This window comes from Kerstersia sp. (assembly GCF_052103615.1).
In the GTDB taxonomy this organism is placed as follows: Bacteria; Pseudomonadota; Gammaproteobacteria; order Burkholderiales; family Burkholderiaceae_B; genus Kerstersia.
The window spans coordinates 1-16,504 of record NZ_JBQEKA010000069.1; the positions used below are offsets into that span (position 1 = coordinate 1).

Consider the following 16,504-nt stretch of genomic DNA (forward strand, 5'->3'; position numbering starts at 1 on the left):
CATCCTGTGGCGCTCAGGGGCCAGGTCGCAACGGGTGGTCTGCTGGCAGGATCAGGTTGGACCGGCCGAATATGTGTATTTTTATCTGAATCCGTACAACAGCATGGGGGCCAATGTCGAGCTGGGCATTACGCTCGATGGGCGCGACTACCGGTGTTCTGAGTTGGCGCAGTGCCGTCTGCCAATTGCCGATATGCGTTTTTCAGGCTGTTCACAGGCCAGCGGCTGCCCCAGTTCGGCGATCACCAAGGTGTTGAACTACAGCTACTTTGTGTCCAAAAAAGTGGGGCCTATGAAACCCGGCACGTATCCGGAAGGCCCGATCGCCAATGTGCCTGACCCGATGGTGGCTTTCCAGCTGGATGGGGTGGGCGGGATGAATATCAAGCCCAATAGCAATTACCGCATGCACTTGAGCGGCATGAAAAACATCCGCTATGTGAACTGCTCGGTCAACATGGAGATTTTCCCCGGTGTCATTCAGTTCGGCACGGCGTATATCCATAAGGCGGAACCGGGCCGGCTGATCGAGGAGCGCACGTTCACGGTGCAGGCCAGCAAACAATGCGGCAGCGCCGCCTACGGGCTGGATATCGTCTTTTCTCCGGCTGCCAACTCTCAGGTGTCGGCCTCGGGCGATATGCTGATTCCGCGCGACAATACCTCGGTGGGGATCAATATCGTTGATAGCAAGAGCGGCCAGACTTTGACATTCGGCACGAAAACCGAATATTCGACCCCGACGCAAGGCAGCGTGCTGGTACGCGAATATATCGCACGGCTGCGCTGGAATTCAGTGAAGCCGATCGCAGGGGAATTCAACGCGGCGGCGATTGTGGATTTCTACTACAAATAAGGGCGCGGCAGCGTGCCGGGGCAGACAGGCGCGAGCGCCTGCCCCGGCAGTTAGTTGAGGAAAATACCGTGCTGCACGCAGTAGGTGATGAGCTCCTGGTTGGTGCTTACCCCCAATTTTCGCATCGCGGTGATTTTCTGTGTGCTGACGGTTTTGATGCTGCGGTGCAGATGCTCGGCAATGTCACTGATGGTGTGCCCCTGGGAAAACAGGCGCAGCACTTCGAATTCCCGCGGCGATAGCGTCCGGAAACGGTCTGCCGGGTGGCTTTCGGCCGCATCGTCAGCCAGCGCAGGCGCTGGGGGCCGGTAGGTATAGCCTGGCGGATAGTAACGATTGCCCAGCCGGGCGATATGCACGGCTTTGATGACCTCATTCAGGTCGTGTTGTTTTAGCATCACACCATGAACGCCTGCATCGTACAGGGACGCCAGAATGAGCGGGTTCGACAGCATGGTCAGAACCAGGACTTTGACGGTGGGGTAACGCCGCAGCAGGTGTTTGACGAATTGGATGCCGTCGCCGAAACGCTCGTCGTCGGGCATGTTGTAGTCAGTGATGATGATGTCCGGCAGTTCCGTTTCCAGCGCTGCCATCAATGCCGTGGGGGACCGCTCCGCTGCCAGGACGCGAATGTTGGCGTCTTGCTCCAATAGCTCGCGGATCCCGACAACCATCAGGGGATGATCGTCGGCAATGACGATATTCAGGGTTGCAGACATACTCTGGGCGCCTTCATGCCATGAGAAATCAAATAATGTCGATGCAGTATGTACTAGCCTTTATGCATCTTCAACCATTTGTCTCAGGCGAAGGGACAAGCTTTGTAATTCCTGAATCGCCCGTTCGTTCATGCCGTGGCTGCGTATCAGCCCATGTAATTGGGCGATGGCTGCTGCCAGGGGCTGGTTATTCACAACAGAAAGGCCGCCGCCGATGCGGTGCAAGGCTTGCAGCACGCGCGTCACATCGTGCGCCTGGCGGCCTTGTTCCAGTTTGAGCAGATCGGCTGTCATGGTGTCGCGGAACAGGGCGCGGTATTTTTCGGGCACAGGCTGGATAGGAATCTCTGCCATGGCCGAGGCGTCGGCAGCCGACGGGGCTGCAGGAACTGCTGGCGCGGCGCGGGCGGCAGAACCGGCGGGCGGTGCGGCCGGGTCGCTTGCCGCCTGCGGGCCAGGGGCAGGCAAGGCCAGATCGGCCTCGGGCGCGGCGGTCATCACGGCTGCGGGACACAATTGGGCCAGCTGCTGGTAGAGCGACTCCAGCGTGAAGGGTTTGACCAGCCAGGCATTCATGCCGCTTTGCATGCAATGCAGGCCTTCGTCGCGGGTGGCGTTGGCGGTGATACCGATAATGGGCTGTGAAACCCCCAGGTCGCGCAGCGTGCGGCTCAGTTCGTAGCCGTTGATGTGCGGCATATTGATATCTGTGAGCAACACATCGTGCGGTGATTGCTGCCAGAGTTCCAGCGCCTGCGCGCCGTCAGCGGCAATCGTGACGCAACAGCCCAACTGCTCCAGCTGATTGCTGAGTGTGGCCTGATTGATGGGATTATCCTCTGCGACCAGCACTTGCAGATTCAGCCTGCGCGCTGTGGCGCCAGAGGTGTCCTCATCAAGCAGATGGGCCAGGCGCGCCAATCCCAGTGCAATGGCATCCACGCTGCAAGCGTCGATGGCGGGGTGGGTGCTGTCGCCTTCCTGCGGAGCCAGGCTGATGTATTGGCTGGCCCAGGCTGGCGGGCAGTCGGGCATGGGCATTTGCACTTCCACAAGCCAGGTGTTCGTGTCGGGCGGCGGCAGCGGCAGGGGGGCGGCGCTGGCCTGCGCGCCCCAACGGCTGAGCCAGAGCTCCAGATTGCGGGTCAGCTCGGGGCGGGCGGTGCGCAGCAGGACGCGCAAACCGTTAAGCGCGGGAATGTGTGGCGCCGCGGCATCGGCGTGGCGCAGCGGCAGTTCCATTGAAAACTGGCTGCCCAGGCCGGGTTCGCTGGTGACCGTGATGCTGCCGCCCATCAGTTGCACCAGGCGTTCGCAGATCGACAGTCCCAGCCCGGCGCCGCGTATGGTGCGTTGTTTGGACGGAATCATATAGAACGGGGTGAACAGCCGGTGGCGGGCCTCGGGGGGAATGCCGATACCGGTGTCAGCCACCTGGAATTTCGCGGTGCTGAGCGCATCGGTCTGCCGCACCAGGCTCAGGCGCACGACAATCTGGCCGGCTTCGGTGAATTTGATGGCATTGCTGATAAGGTTGGAGAGCACCTGGCGAATGCGTACGGCATCGCCTTCCAGCATGTCGGGGACATTGGGATCGGTCAGGCAGAACAGCAGCAGCCGCTTCTGCTGCGCCATGCCGGCATAGGAACCAACGCAATCCTGCGCCAGGCGGCGCGGGCAGAACGGCGCGTGCTCCAGTTGCAGTTGCTTGGCTTCTATCTTACTGATGTCCAGGATGTCGCTGATCTGCTGCATCAGCAATTGCGATGCGCTCTGGATGCGCGCCACATGCTGCTGTTGCTGCATATCCAGCCGGGTCAGCGAAAGCAATTCCAGGGTACCAAGCACGCCGTAGAGCGGCGTGCGGATTTCATGGCTCATGGTCGAAAGGAAGACGGATTTGGCTTCGCTGGCTTCGTCGGCCGCCGCCTTGGCGCGTTCCAGCGCGCGCCGTTCTTCGGCGCGCGCGGTAATGTCGGTGAAGGCGCACAGCACCACATCCTGGCCCTGATAGCGGGTGGGGGCATAGGAGGCATGCAGACTGCGGCCGCTGGGCAGGTTGATCTGTTCGATTTCACCCGGCTCCAGGGCTTCCAGCACCTGGCGCCGCGCTGCCTGGCTGGTCCATTTCGGGTGTGTGGCATCCGGTTCCAGGTCCAGCCACTGGCGCGCCAGCGGTGAGGCAAACACGAACTGGCCTTCGGGCCGGGTCAGCAGGCACAGCGCCACCGGTGCGGTTTCCACCAGGGCGCGGTTGAACATCTCGCTTTCCCGTAGGGCATCCTGCGCCTGCTGTGCCGGGTCAATGATGCTGCGCTGGTACCAGCGCAAATAGCCGATGGCCCAGAGCAGGCAGAGCAACAGCAGCAGGCCGCCCGCAACAGGCATCCAGATATTGTCCGCGACGAAACTGCCATAGCTAATGCGGTAGCAGCCGGTCCAGTCGCCGGGCTGGCTGCGCAGGCAGAGCACCAGGCCGTCGGTGCTCAGGTGAAACCCTTCGGCCTTCATATTGGGCGGTGTGCCGGTGCCCAGCAGAACGCCTTGCTGGGCGTTGGCCAGCCAGAACAGGCGGGCCGGCGTGTGTTGCGAATTGCTGGCCGCCTGCAGGCGCTGCAAATTCAGCAGGGACACCAGGTAATGTGCGCCCGAGGGGGGGCTATCCGCTGGCCAGACAGCAGCGGGCAGGCCCGCGGCGATGAAGGCCAGCATCTTGTGCGGCGCGCCAGGCAGCGGATACCAATGCACCGCGGCGCTGGTGAGGGGCAGGGCGCGCTGTTTGTCGTTTTGCAGCGCTGCGAGGTTGTCGATTGCCACCTGCCGGATGCGTTCCAGCAACTGCGGCGTCAGCCGCTCTGGCGCATTGGCGGCATCTACCGCAGGGACGGTGATGCGGGCCTGACCATCGACATCCAGCAGCAGCAGATTGGTCGAGGGGTAGTAAGAGAAGGTCCAGAACGTGCTGTAGTTGGAGGCCAGGTGCGAGGCCAGCGAAAAATAGGCCCGACGCTGCTGAAGGGCGGACACATCCTGCGCAGAACCAACGCCAGGGGGCGTGAGGGCGGGCAGCGAAAAGGCCGGGCCGATTTCCGGCAGGTGTTCCTGGGCCGAGGGCGTGGCAAGCCGCCGGACGTCCTGCTGCGACCCCAGCAGCGGCCGCAGGCGCGAGTTTTCGTTCTGGAGCTGGCGCAGGAATTGTTCCTGCTCCCGCACATAGGCGATGGTGGTGGTGAAGTCCGCCGTCAGACCGGCGCGTTCCTGTTCCAGGACGAATTGCGATCCCATGGCCAGCATACAGACCAGTACCAGCACCAGCGTGCTGCTGCCGAAAATTGCGGCGCTTTGGCGCAGGAAAAGCCGCCTTATGGTGTGCAAGGAGGGCTGGGGCATGCGGGCGTCAGGACGAGGATGTGAGGGACAACCTCGGCGGCGGGCTGGATGACACGGGGCCGGCTGCCGTCATGCCGTCCGCGCCAGGGCATAAGCTGCTTAAATAAACAAAATGCTGATGTAATGACAGCCGATCTGGCATGGGAAGTCAAGATTGCCAGCGGTAATGGGGCGGCGGCAGGTCTCGGCAGTGGCGGGTTCTGGTGGTTCGGCTAGTCATCGTGGCAGTTTTATGGAAGTTATTCGATAGGTATGCTGGCGCATGATGGCGGAGTGCGGGCCGCCGTGCCGGTTTCAGGCAGGCGGCGGCGTGTCCGGTATCCCGCCTGGCGGCAGGAACTTTTGCAGTTGAGCCTGTAATTGCGGCAGCGATAGCGGTTTGAGCAGCAGGCCATTCATGCCTGCCTGTTGCCAGGCGGCGGATGGGTCCGGGGTGGCATCCGCCGTCATGCCTAGAATGGCGCCGTGATGGTGCTGGGCACGCAATTGGGCGGTCAACTCGTAACCGGACAGGCCCGGCATATTCACATCCGTCAGGATCACGTTGAAGGTGGCCAGGTCGTCGCGTGCCAGCGCCTGGCTGCCGCTGGCGGCTGACAGGGCCGCGCAGCCCAGCAGTTCGAACTGCTCCAGCAGAATCTGGCGGTTGATCGGGTTGTCATCAACAACCAGGATGCGGGCGCAGTCCGCCGCCAGCGAAGCGCTCGCGCCAGATGGCGGCGCGGCGGTGTCCGGGGCTGGCTGTGGCAGTGCGGCAGGCGCGGATAGCGGCAAATACTGCTGGGCGCGCAGAACGGCCTGGCCGGTGTCCAGCAGCGAATACGGCGAGGCCAGGAAGGTGTCAGCCGTTTCTGGCGGCGGCGTGCGGTTGCCGGGCCAGAGCTGGACCCGGTGGCCGCGCCATTCCGACAGGTCTGGCGTGGGGCCGCGCGGCCAGGTTTCAACCAGAATGCTGTCAGCCTGCAGCGCCTGGCTGGGATCCTGGCAAGCGATGGCATACGCTCCCCACAGCGCGAGCCAGTCGCACAGGTGGTGGATGGTTTCTGGGTCCCCGCCAGTCACATAGACCGGCGTGGGCGCCAGTTGCAGCTTGGGCGCTGCCGCGTCGCCGGGCGCATCCGGCAGGGCCAGTTCCAGCGTGATGCGGGTGCCCTGGCCGGGCTGGCTGGCGATGCGCAGCGACGCATTCATCAGGCGGGCGAGCTGATGGCAGATCGTCAGCCCCAGTCCTGTGCCGGGTTCATGCTGGGAGAGATCGGTATTTGGCCGGAAATAGGGTTCGCACAGTTTGGGAATGTGCTCGGCGGCGATGCCCACACCGGTATCGCAGACCTCGAAGAGAACTCTCCGGTTGGCCTGGGCGCCAGGCGCTGGGCTGATGCGTAGCACAACACGGCCGGACTGGGTGAATTTGATGGCATTGCAGACCAGGTTGCCCAGAATCTGGCGCAGACGCGCCGGGTCCCCCAGCCTGGCTTCTGCGAGTTCAGCAGACAGCCGCGCTTGCAAGGTGAGCCCCTTGCCTTCGGCGCGGCCAGCATAGGCGGAGATGACATCATCGGCCAGCTGCGGCAGGCTGAAGGGCTGGATGGCCAGTTCCATATGGCCGGATTCTATGCGCGACAGGTCCAGTGAGTCATTGACGATATGGGACAGGGCCGAGGCGGAACGTTGCAGGACATCCAGGTAATGGCGCTGGCGCGCCGCCAGCCCGGTATGCGCCAGCAGTTCCAGCGTGCCGGAAATGCCGTAGAGCGGGGTGCGGATTTCATGGCTCAGGTTCGCCAGGAAACGGGTTTTGGCCTGGCTGGCATCTTCGGCCAGTTCGCGGGCGCGTATCAGCGAGGCTTCGGCTTCTTTCTGGGCGGTAATGTCCGACACGACGCACAGCACGACTTCATGCCCGCGATAGGACAAGGGCATGGCGGTGATGTGAACCAGACGGCCATCATCCAGCCTGGCATCGTGGTGCGCGGCGCCGTCCGGGCGTGTCGCCAGGCGGGTGTGCCAGGCGGCGTCGTGTCTCATCCAGTCCCGCGCCAGTTCATTGCCATGCAGCAGGCTTTCATCTTCGGCGGCAATCAGGGCCAGGCCGATGGGGGCGGTCGCCATTAATTGGCGGTTCAGCACCACGCTATCGACCAGGGCGCCATATTGGCGCTGGGCCGGTTGAATGAGGTGGCGCCGCAAGTGGCGGGCAGCCAGCAGCACGCCCGCCACGAAGATCAATTCCAGCACCAGCGCCCGCCAGAGCGGGCCGGCGTTATCCCGCCAGAGCTGCTTGAGCGGAATCCAGTACGCCATGTTCAGGCCGCTGTTGCCTATGGGCTTGCTGAGCATGATGGCGTAATTGCTCAAGCTGTCCCCGGACAGGCCGAAGACATCGGCGGCGCTTGGCGGCACGAGGTCAGGCGCATTTTCTGAGTACAGCAAGCGTGTGCCATGGCTGTCATACAGCGCATAGTGATGGGCCAGTTGGCCGTCCAGCCGCAAGACAGGGTCCATCTCGGGCATTTCCAGGCCCAGCCAGCCGTGACTGATGTCGCTGCGGTCGATAGGGGCATACACCGCCAGCCGGTTCGCGCCATTGACGGGCTGCAGCACCCACAGTACTTGCTCGGCCGGATGGGATGCGGCCTGGACGGCGTCATTCAGGGCCTGGGCGATGGTGGCGGGCTGGGGCGTCCAGCCGCGCTGGCCGCTGGTATCCTGGGCCAGCGCATAGCTTTCCATGCGCTGCGTGGAGACATAGATCAGGCGGCCCTGGCTGCGCAGGATGCCGACCATATGTCGGTGCGTCAGCATCAGCGCCCATGGGTTGCCATGGCGATTGATGGCGCCATTGGCGGGTAGAGGCAGAGGATTGAACGCCTGCTGTTGTTCTGTTTGCGCCAGCGTTGGCAGCCCTGCCGGAACGCGTATGGCGGTGGCCGATAGCACCCGCAGCAGGATTTCGCGCTGATCCAGGTAAAGCTGCGTCTTGTAGGCCGCGACATTGAGGTGGCGGCGGTATTCTGAAACGATTTGAGTGGTGCTGGAATAAAGATAGGTCAGGGCAGCCAGCAGTGAACAGGCTACCAGCGCCGCCACGGATAGCCGCAGCAACATGCCCACCATGCGTGGCGGGCGTTCCGGCTGAAGCAGGGTGGACTCATGGACATTTGGCATATGCCCATATTAGGAAAAGTCCTTAGGGGGCGGCCTAGGGGCTTTCTGAAAAGGCTTGCTGAAACGTATGCGCTGGCGCCAGGGCAGGCAAAGGCTCAAGAAGGAGTGAGCTGCGGCGCCAGAAAGGTGCTGAATGCTTCGCGTGGCATCGGGCGGGCGATGAGATAGCCCTGCGCATAATCGCAGCCAGCGTCCCGGACCAGGGCCAGATCAGCGGCAGTTTCAATGCCTTCGGCGGTAATGCTCATGCCCAGGCGCTTGCCCAGCTGAACGGAGGCGGTAATCGCCGCCGCCAGATTGGCATCGTGGCTGGCGCCCGAGACGAAGCTGCGGTCGATTTTTAGTTCCGTGAAGGGTACGGAGGTCAGCGCTTGCATGGAACTATAACCAATGCCGAAATCGTCCTGGGCCAGCCCGAAGCCTTTGAGGCGCAAGCGGCTGCTGCCCAGCAACAAATCGCCGGAGTCGTGGGTGCGCGAGCTTTCCAGCAGTTCGAACGTGATATCGCCTGGCGGAACGTCGCGGCTTTGCACTTTTTCCAGCAGGAGATCCGGCAGGGCGGCTTCGTCGAGCAGGTGGCTGGGCAGATTGACGTTAAGCGTGATGTGATGGCCGGTCTGGCGCCAATGCTGATAGTCCAGCAAGACCTGGTCCAGGATATGCAGCAACAGGGCGCGTTCCAGGCCGGATTCCGTGATGGCGGGCAGGAAATCGGCAGGCGAGATCACGCCGTGTTCCGGGTGCACCCAGCGCGCCAGGGCTTCGGCGCCAGTAATCCGGCCGTCGGCAAGAGACTGCTTGGGCTGGTACCAGCCGATGATCTGCCGGGTCTGCAAGGCCTGTTCCAGCGCGCTGCGGCTCATGTCGGGCAGTCTGGCAGGGCTGTCCTCGGCCGCGTGTTGTCCGCCAGTCTGGCGCTTTTGTTGCGCCAGGTGCAGGTTCGCGCCCAGCTGCGCGGCATGTTCCGCCGTGATGGGCTTGGGGAAAATGCCCTGCACATCCAGTTTCCAGTTGCGTGCCAGCAGGCTGGCGCTTTCCAGAATGCGGACCGGCCAGGCGCTGGTGATGGCTAGCCGGATCTGCGGATGCGTGCTGGCCAGCAGGCGGATGAACTGCATGCCGTCCATATCCGGCATTTCCAGGTCCAGCACGATCAGATCGAATTCCTGCGCCGCGAGCAGATCCAGTGCCTGGCGGCAATCCCGAGCGGTTTCCACCTGCGCGAATCCTGCATCCAGCAGCAGATCCCGCAGATAGACGCATTGCAGCGCGTGGTCCTCCACGACGAGGACACGATACGGATAGTGCATGTCGGCGTCCTTTCCTGGCAATGGCTTGGAGCGGGCGGCGGCCTAGCGGAACAGGCCGGTGTGCACGCAGAATTCGATAAGCGCCTGGTCTGTCGGGATATCGAGTTTGCGCATGGCTGAGCGTTTCTGGTTACTGATGGTTTTGATGCTGCGGTTCAGGGTCTGAGCGATGGCGGTCAGGGAGTGCCCGCCGATGAAGAGGCGCAGCACTTCCTGTTCTTTGGGCGACAGCGAAGCGATGACGCGGTCGCGAATGTCTTCCAGGGCCTCCTGTTGCGTGCCGGCAGGCACGGCGGCGGGCACCGCGGTGCTGTCGGCGCGCAGATAGCGGCGTCCCTGGTAAAGGCAATCCAGCGCATCGAGCAGGTCATTCGGCTGATCGGATTTGAGCACCACGCCGCTGACGCCCGTGCGATACAGGGAGGCAATGATGGGCGGGCTGGTAATCATTGTGACCACGAGCAGCCGGCAGTTCGGAAAGTTGCGCGACAGATAGCCGATGAAACTCAGGCCGTCGCCATAGTGATCATCGCCAGGCATGGAGAAATCCGTCACCACGATATCGGGCTGATGCTGTGTGATGTGCTGCACCAGCGCAGTGGGATTGTCCAGGCTGCCAGTCAATTCGAAGCGCGGGTCATCCGCAATCAGGTTGCTCAGACCCGCCAGTACGATGGGATGGTCATCGGCGAAGGCAATGCGGAGTTTCTTCATGGCAGTTGTCGGTGTCCGGCTAGTCCTGGTCTTCGGGGGCTTGCAGCGTACTCATGCTTGCGCGTTTTGCTGGCATAGCGCCTGGATGCCTGCGGCCAGATCGAGCAGCGCAGCGCTGGTGCCTGGCGTCAGCCCGGCTGACTGGATGGCAGTCTCTTGCGCGTGCAGCAGGCGTGCGAGTTCGGTCTGGCGCATGGTAAGCAAAGCGCCCCGCATGCGGTGCAGCAATTGACTGGCCTGGGCGGCATCCCGGTCGAGACAGGCCTGGGCCAGCAATACGGCATCGGTTGACATGGTATCGCGGAATAGCTGGCGGTACCTGTCCGGAATCAAGTCCAGCTCGCGGATCAGGCGGGCATGCGTGTCAGGTTGTTGCATGGCAGTGTCGCAGCGGTCCGGCAAACCGGTTTCGGAAGTGGCTGGCAGCGTCCCGGCGGCCAGGTCAGGCAGCGTGTCGGCCAGGAGCGCGCGCAGCGTTTGCAGCGTGACAGGCTTGGGAAGGCCGCGTGTCATGCCGGCCATCCGGCAGGGCGTTTCGTTCTCACTCAGCATGCTGGCGCTCAGGCCGAAGATGGGCACACGGACACCGCGCCCGCGCAACTGACGGGTCAGTTCGAAGCCATCCATCCCCGGCATGTTGATATCCGTCAGGACCGCGTCGAAATGCATGCGGTCCCAGAACGCCAGCGCTTCCTGCCCGCTGGTGGCCAGCGTGGGATGGCAGCCCAGCTGCTCCAGCTGTTCGCGCAGGGTTTCAAGGTTGATGGGGTTGTCTTCGACCACCAGGATATGCAGGGGCGGCAATGCCCGGCTGGTCGCGGCAGGCGCGCCGGGGTGCTGCAAACCGTGGGCGATGGCCATGGCGCCGGCGGTTGGAATGCTCAGGTCGGCGGCATCGCTGGGGAGATCCGTCATGCCGGCCGTTGCGTACGGGCCGGTGAAACCGGCGGGACGTCTTGCATGCGGCATCAGGACGTCGAGCAGAATACCGTTGATCTCTCCGCTTTCCAGCGCGGCGGCAGCCCCATGGGCGGGCGTCGGCGCCGCCTGCGCCAGCGCGCCCAATGTGCCCAGCCATTGGCAGAGCGTTTCGGTCAGTTCGGCATGCGGGCTGCGCAGGGTGACTTTCACGCCATCCAGACGTGGTCCGGTAAAGGCAGGCGGGGCAGAGCCTACCGGCAGGTTCAATGTCAGCGAAAAGCTGCTGCCCAGGCCAGGTTCGCTGGTGACACGGAGCTTGCCCTGCATCAGGCGGGCCAGCCGGGCGTTGATGGCCAGACCCAGCCCGGCGCCCTGGGTCACCAGATGATGCGGCGCAGGGTTGTGAAACAGCGAGAACAGCGCGGGCTGATCTTCATGAGGAATGCCGTCGCCGCTATCGGCAACCTGGAAGGTCAGCTCGGCCTGTGCCGGCACCGCAGCGCGGGCATGCAGGCGGACAATAATCTGGCCGGCCGCGGTGAACTTGATGGCATTGCCGACGAAGTTGTTGATGATCTGATGCAGCCGGTTCGCGTCGCCAATGACGCAGGCCGGGACATCGGTGTCGATCCGGGCAAATAGCAGCAGCCCTTTTCTGCGTGCTGCGGGCAGGTTGGCATCGACGCAGGATTGCAGCATCTGCCGGGGGTCGAAGGGTTCGGCTGCCAGCGTGACAGCGCCGCTGTCCAGCATGCGGACTTCCAGGATATTGTCGATGAGCTGCAGCAGCGTGGCGGAGGCTTGTTCGATACGCGCCAGATGGCGGCGCTGTGAGTCATCAAGCTGGGTCAGGGCGAGCAATTCGACGGAACCGTCTATGCCGTAGAGCGGTGTCCGCAGCTCGTGATTGACGGCGGCCAGGAAACGGTTGCGCGCCAGGTTGGCGACCTCGGTATCCTGGCGTGCCTGCCTCAGCGTCTGCTCGCACAGGGCGAGCGCGGTCTGGTCATGGAACAGGCAGAGTATGGCGCTCTGGCCGGCCTGGACGCAGGGGATGTAGCTGGCTAGCAGTTCGCGTCCCAGCCAGCGCACCGGCTTGCTCAGGGACGTGTGCGTGCCGCTGGCCGGCTGGGCGAGCTCGCTGGCGCTGCCAGGCAGGGGGACTTGAACCGCAGTGCTATCCGGCGCCTGCGCGTCAGGAGCGGCGTGGCCCAGCAGCCAGGCTTGCGCCTGGGGGTTGGCATACAGGATCGTGCCGGTGGCGCGGGCAACCATGAAGATGGCGGCCTGCGGCTGTTCCAGCAGGGCCAGGGTCAGCTGATGGCGTTCATCGGCCAATTGCTCGTTGCGTCTGGCGGGCAGGGTGATCCGGCGCTTATGCCATTGCGCGGCGCACCATCCGGCAAACAGCCCCAGGGCCAGCAATACCAGCAGCACAGGGGCGAGCCATCCGGCGCTGCCCAGCAGGTCGCGGTATGGCACGAGAAAGCTGGCATGGGTAGTGCTGGCGTGGGTGTAACGGTAAAGGACGCCTCGTGAGGTCAGCCTGAAACTGCCTGCCTGCGCGAGCGTTTGCGCATCTGCTGCGGCGCGCAGCGTATGGCCTTGCAGCGTCAGGGTCTGTAGGGCGGCGCTGGTTGCGGGCGAGAAAAAGTAGCCGGTATGAAACAGCGTGGCGGCAAAAAAGCGTGGCGGGTGGCCGGGGTCGGGCCAGAGCGGCGCTTGCAGGTCTATCTTGGCCAGGCCGGCGACGATGTCCGCAGCCGGTGTGACCGGCAGCCAGCGAATGCCGGAGGCGGCGAGATCGGCCGGAAAGTTGGCAATAAAGACACGCGTGATTTCGGGCGGGATGACGGCGGGTGAAGGGGGCACGCCGGGCGGCAGACGGGTGGTTGGCAGCCCCAGACTAATGGCGGTTTCAGCCTCGTGCAGCAGCAGGTATGGCCCGGCTGCCGTCATGCTGGACCAGAAGGACGCGTAGAAATCCGCCAGGAAATTGCCTAGGGCATGCCAGCGCGGCAATGATGCGGGGCGCTCCTCCGCGCAGCCTGTTTTCGAGGCGCAAATGACCGAGTAAGGCAGGTCGGCCAGGGTTTGGCGGGCCTGATAGGCATGGATGGGACTCTCAGGCGGCGACAGCGGCGTGCCCGACTCGGCCAGTTGCGGTAGCGGCAGCCGGGACAAGCGCCTGCTGCTGGATTCCAGCGCCAGCAGAAATTGGTCTTGTGTATCCAGGTAGCGCGTCAGCCGGGTGAATTCGGTACCCAGCTGCTGTTGCCGGGCGGAGAAGGCTTGCTGCATGCCCCAGGCCAGCAGAGTCACGGCCAGCACGAATACAGGGGCGACCGCCCACAGAATGACTGTCAGGCGGCGGGGGGAGGGGGGCGCAGGCAGAGTCTTGGGCAAGGGCGCAGTCATGAATACCTGACCGGAGAGCTATCGTTCATAGACGGAATTCCTGATCCTGGCGCGGGACGCAGGCCGACCAGCCCAGTTCGCGCTCTATGCGTATGCGCAGCGCATCGGCGGCATCCGGCTCGCCGTGGACAATGAACACACGCTGGGGCGCGGCGCGAAAGCTTGACAGCCAGCGCATCAGTTCATTGCTGTCCGCGTGCGCGGACAGCATGGGCAGCTCAGTGACCTCCGCGCGTACAGGCACCCAGTTGCCATGGATTTTCACTTCCCGCGCGCCCTGCAATAGCTTGCGGCCACGTGTGCCTACGGCCTGGAAGCCGGAAAACAGGATGGTGTTGCGGTGGTCGTGGGCGAATGCGGCCAGGTGATGCAGGACTCGGCCGCCGGTTGCCATGCCGCTGGCCGAGATAATGACCTTGGGATAGCGGTTGGCAGACAGCGCCTTGGACTCTTCGGCGTTACGGACATAGGCAATCGCCTGGCAGGCCGCCTCATAGTCGCCGTCATTGAGCTTGTGTTCGGCGGGGTGGGCGTGCAGCAGCTGGGTCGCGCTGCCCGCCATGGGGCTGTCCAGATAGGCGGGAATATGCTGCAGACGGCCAGCCTGCCGCAACTGCCACAGGTAATAGATCAGCGATTGCGCGCGGCCGACGGCAAAGGCCGGGACAATCACGGTACCGCCGCGTTTTGCGGTGCGTTCGATGATGTCGCCCAATTGCGCGACGGGGTCGGCGTTGTCATGAATGCGGTCGCCGTATGTGGATTCGATGACGATGTAGTCTGCTGCGGGCACGGCTTCGGGGTCATGCAGCACCGGATCGTCATAGCGGCCCAGGTCGCCGGAAAAAACAATGCGGCGTCCGCCGGCATTGATTTGCGCGCTGGCCGCGCCCAGAATGTGTCCGGCGCGGCGCAGGCAGAGCGTGGCGCCATCAGGCAGCGGAACGGCCTGGTGCCAGGGAACGGACTGCATGGCGGTGATGGCCCGGTCAGCGTCACGGACGCGGTAAAGCGGTTCGGCAACCTCATGGCGTGAAAAGCCCTTGCGATTGGCATACTCCGCATCTTTTTCCTGCAGGTGCGCGCTATCGCGCAGAATCAGCGCCGCGACATCGCGGGTGGCCGCCGTGGCATAGATGGGGCCGCGGAAGCCTTCGCGCACCAAGCGGGGCAGATAGCCGGAATGATCCAGGTGGGCGTGTGTCAGAACGACGGCATCAATACTGTTGGCCGGCAGCGGCAAGCCCTGCCAGTTCAATTCGCGCAGATTTTTCAGGCCCTGGAATAACCCGCAGTCAATTAGCAAGCGGGTATTGCCATAAGTGAGTAGATGTTTCGATCCGGTGACGGTGCCTGCGCCGCCTAGTGAGGTCAATGAAAGCATGTGGAGGGCCCGAGTCATTGAACGTATGCGCTGATGGCTGCTATGGAAAACAGCGGGTCATGCTGCCATGATACTCTGCCGAGCATGTGGCAGATTGGCGCCAGGCCAGGTTGTCCCGTAGCGCTTGGTGCCATATTGGCTGGATAAAGGCCGATATTCGGAGGGATGGCGTTCTATCCTTGGACATATAATCGGTGTGTGCCTGTTATCCAGGATGAAGAATTTTTCCTATCGTCGGCGTTGATGCCGGTGATCTTGAACAGGCGAATCTCCAGGAGATTGCGTTGGGGCGCATGGGTATCACGATAAAGTGTTTGGTCGGGGCGGCGCTGAGCGTGGGCTTGGCTGCGTGCGGAACATTGTCTCCCGGCAAGGACGCAGGGCCCGCGAAGCGGGCGGCTCAGGTGTCGTCGCAGAGTCCTTATGACGACACCAGCTGGGAGCTGGTGCGCTGGGTCTCCGCGGATGGCCGGGTGCGCGATATTCCTGCCCGTGTGGGCATGAACCGCGCGCTGACCCTGGATTTCGCGCGTGACGACGTGTCGCGTGAAGGGCGCGTCAGCGGGTTTGGCGGCTGCAACCGCTATGTCGGCGAGTTCCGTTCCGATGGCGCGCAAGCGCTTGCCATCGACGGGCTGGCTTCTACCCGCATGGCCTGCGCGCCGGAAAGCATGGAGCTAGAACAGAATTTCCTGCGCAGCCTGGCTTCCATTGTTTCGGCTGTCCCGGAACCGCTGGCGCAGCCGCGTCATCTGGTCCTGGTGGTCGATGATGGCGATGTCCTGTCGTTCTCGCGGCGCGCTAGCGCGCTGCAAGAAGAAGGCAACAAGCGCCAGATCTACCTAGACGACCATAAGGTCAATTGCACGGGTGTGGCGCGCCAGACCTGCTACCGGGTGCGTAATAGCAAGGATGCGCCCTGGCAATTGTTCTATGGCGAAATCGACGGTTTTGAATTCCAGCCGGGCACGTCCTATTTGCTGCGCATCAATGAAATTCAAGTCGAGCATCCGCCCGCTGATGCGCCTTCCGTGCGCTGGGTGCTGGACGGTGTGCTGGAACAGCGCTCCGTGGTTGAGTAAATAAGGCGTATCTGGCGCCGCAGCGCCAGATACGCTGGTTTTGGTTCAGGCGCCATGCGCCTCAAGAAGTGCTGAATTCCCGAATTTTCTTATGTCCGCTGCCGTCACCAATATTGCCGCTTATCTGTTTGTGTCCCTGGATGATTTATCCAGTTTGCGTGAACGCCTGCTGGCGCGTGCATTGGCCCTGTCCCTGAAGGGGACGGTGCTGCTGGCAGAAGAAGGCGTCAATCTTTTTCTGGCGGGGCGGGAGCAAGACATCGAAACCTGGCTGGCTGAGCTGCGGGCTGACCCGCGTTTTGCCGCGCTGGAAGTCAAATACAGTCTTTCCGATACCGTGCCGTTCCAGCGCATGAAAGTGCGCATCAAACGGGAAATCATCCGGATGAACGAGCCGGCCATCCGCCCTGAGGGCGGGCGTGCGCCTGCGGTGGCGCCGCGCACCCTGGCGCGCTGGCTGGAACAAGGCTGTGATGATGCGGGCCGTCCGGTGGTCATGCTCGACACGCGCAATGCCTTTGAGGTCGATGCCGGTACCT

General features: G+C 63.1%; 9 protein-coding genes and 1 pseudogene. 3 read left to right on the plus strand and 7 right to left on the minus strand.

The annotated features are described in order from the left end of the window. On the plus strand, window positions 1-856 hold an 856-nt coding region (locus ACTJGZ_RS12530; RefSeq protein ID WP_441663253.1), incomplete at its 5' end, for a fimbrial protein. Between the two features lie 50 nt (window positions 857-906). On the opposite strand, the gene ACTJGZ_RS12535 is transcribed toward ACTJGZ_RS12530, so the two are convergent. The 7 genes from ACTJGZ_RS12535 to ACTJGZ_RS12565 form a co-directional block, all read right to left on the minus strand. Further along, on the minus strand, window positions 907-1,578 hold the full coding sequence (locus tag ACTJGZ_RS12535) for a response regulator (protein WP_441663254.1): 672 nt from the start codon (window positions 1,576-1,578) through the stop codon (window positions 907-909). A gap of 60 nt (window positions 1,579-1,638) precedes the next feature. Continuing rightward, a complete protein-coding gene (locus ACTJGZ_RS12540; RefSeq protein ID WP_441663255.1) occupies window positions 1,639-4,968 on the minus strand; it encodes an ATP-binding protein in 3,330 nt (1,109 codons plus the stop codon). Between the two features lie 294 nt (window positions 4,969-5,262). Beyond that, window positions 5,263-8,136 carry an ATP-binding protein gene (locus ACTJGZ_RS12545; protein WP_441663256.1) on the minus strand — a complete coding sequence of 958 codons (2,874 nt, stop codon included), beginning with the start codon at window positions 8,134-8,136 and terminating at the stop codon, window positions 5,263-5,265. A gap of 95 nt (window positions 8,137-8,231) precedes the next feature. Beyond that, a complete protein-coding gene (locus tag ACTJGZ_RS12550) occupies window positions 8,232-9,446 on the minus strand; it encodes an EAL domain-containing protein (RefSeq protein ID WP_441663257.1) in 1,215 nt (404 codons plus the stop codon). A gap of 42 nt (window positions 9,447-9,488) precedes the next feature. Then, window positions 9,489-10,160 (minus strand): response regulator, encoded by a 672-nt coding sequence (locus tag ACTJGZ_RS12555; protein WP_441663258.1) that lies wholly within the window; start codon window positions 10,158-10,160, stop codon window positions 9,489-9,491. Window positions 10,161-10,211: 51 nt separating this feature from the next. Continuing rightward, the gene (locus ACTJGZ_RS12560) at window positions 10,212-13,499 is read right to left on the minus strand and encodes a response regulator (protein WP_441663259.1); all 3,288 of its coding nucleotides are present in this window, start codon (window positions 13,497-13,499) and stop codon (window positions 10,212-10,214) included. Window positions 13,500-13,524: 25 nt separating this feature from the next. Then, window positions 13,525-14,883 carry an MBL fold metallo-hydrolase RNA specificity domain-containing protein gene (locus tag ACTJGZ_RS12565; protein WP_441663260.1) on the minus strand — a complete coding sequence of 453 codons (1,359 nt, stop codon included), beginning with the start codon at window positions 14,881-14,883 and terminating at the stop codon, window positions 13,525-13,527. 293 nt (window positions 14,884-15,176) lie between these two features. Between ACTJGZ_RS12565 and ACTJGZ_RS12570 the strand changes: the two genes are divergently transcribed. Then, window positions 15,177-15,965 (plus strand): DUF4377 domain-containing protein, encoded by a 789-nt coding sequence (locus tag ACTJGZ_RS12570; protein WP_441663261.1) that lies wholly within the window; start codon window positions 15,177-15,179, stop codon window positions 15,963-15,965. Window positions 15,966-16,056: 91 nt separating this feature from the next. Next, window positions 16,057-16,504, plus strand: a pseudogene (locus ACTJGZ_RS12575) (sulfurtransferase); the annotation flags it as partial.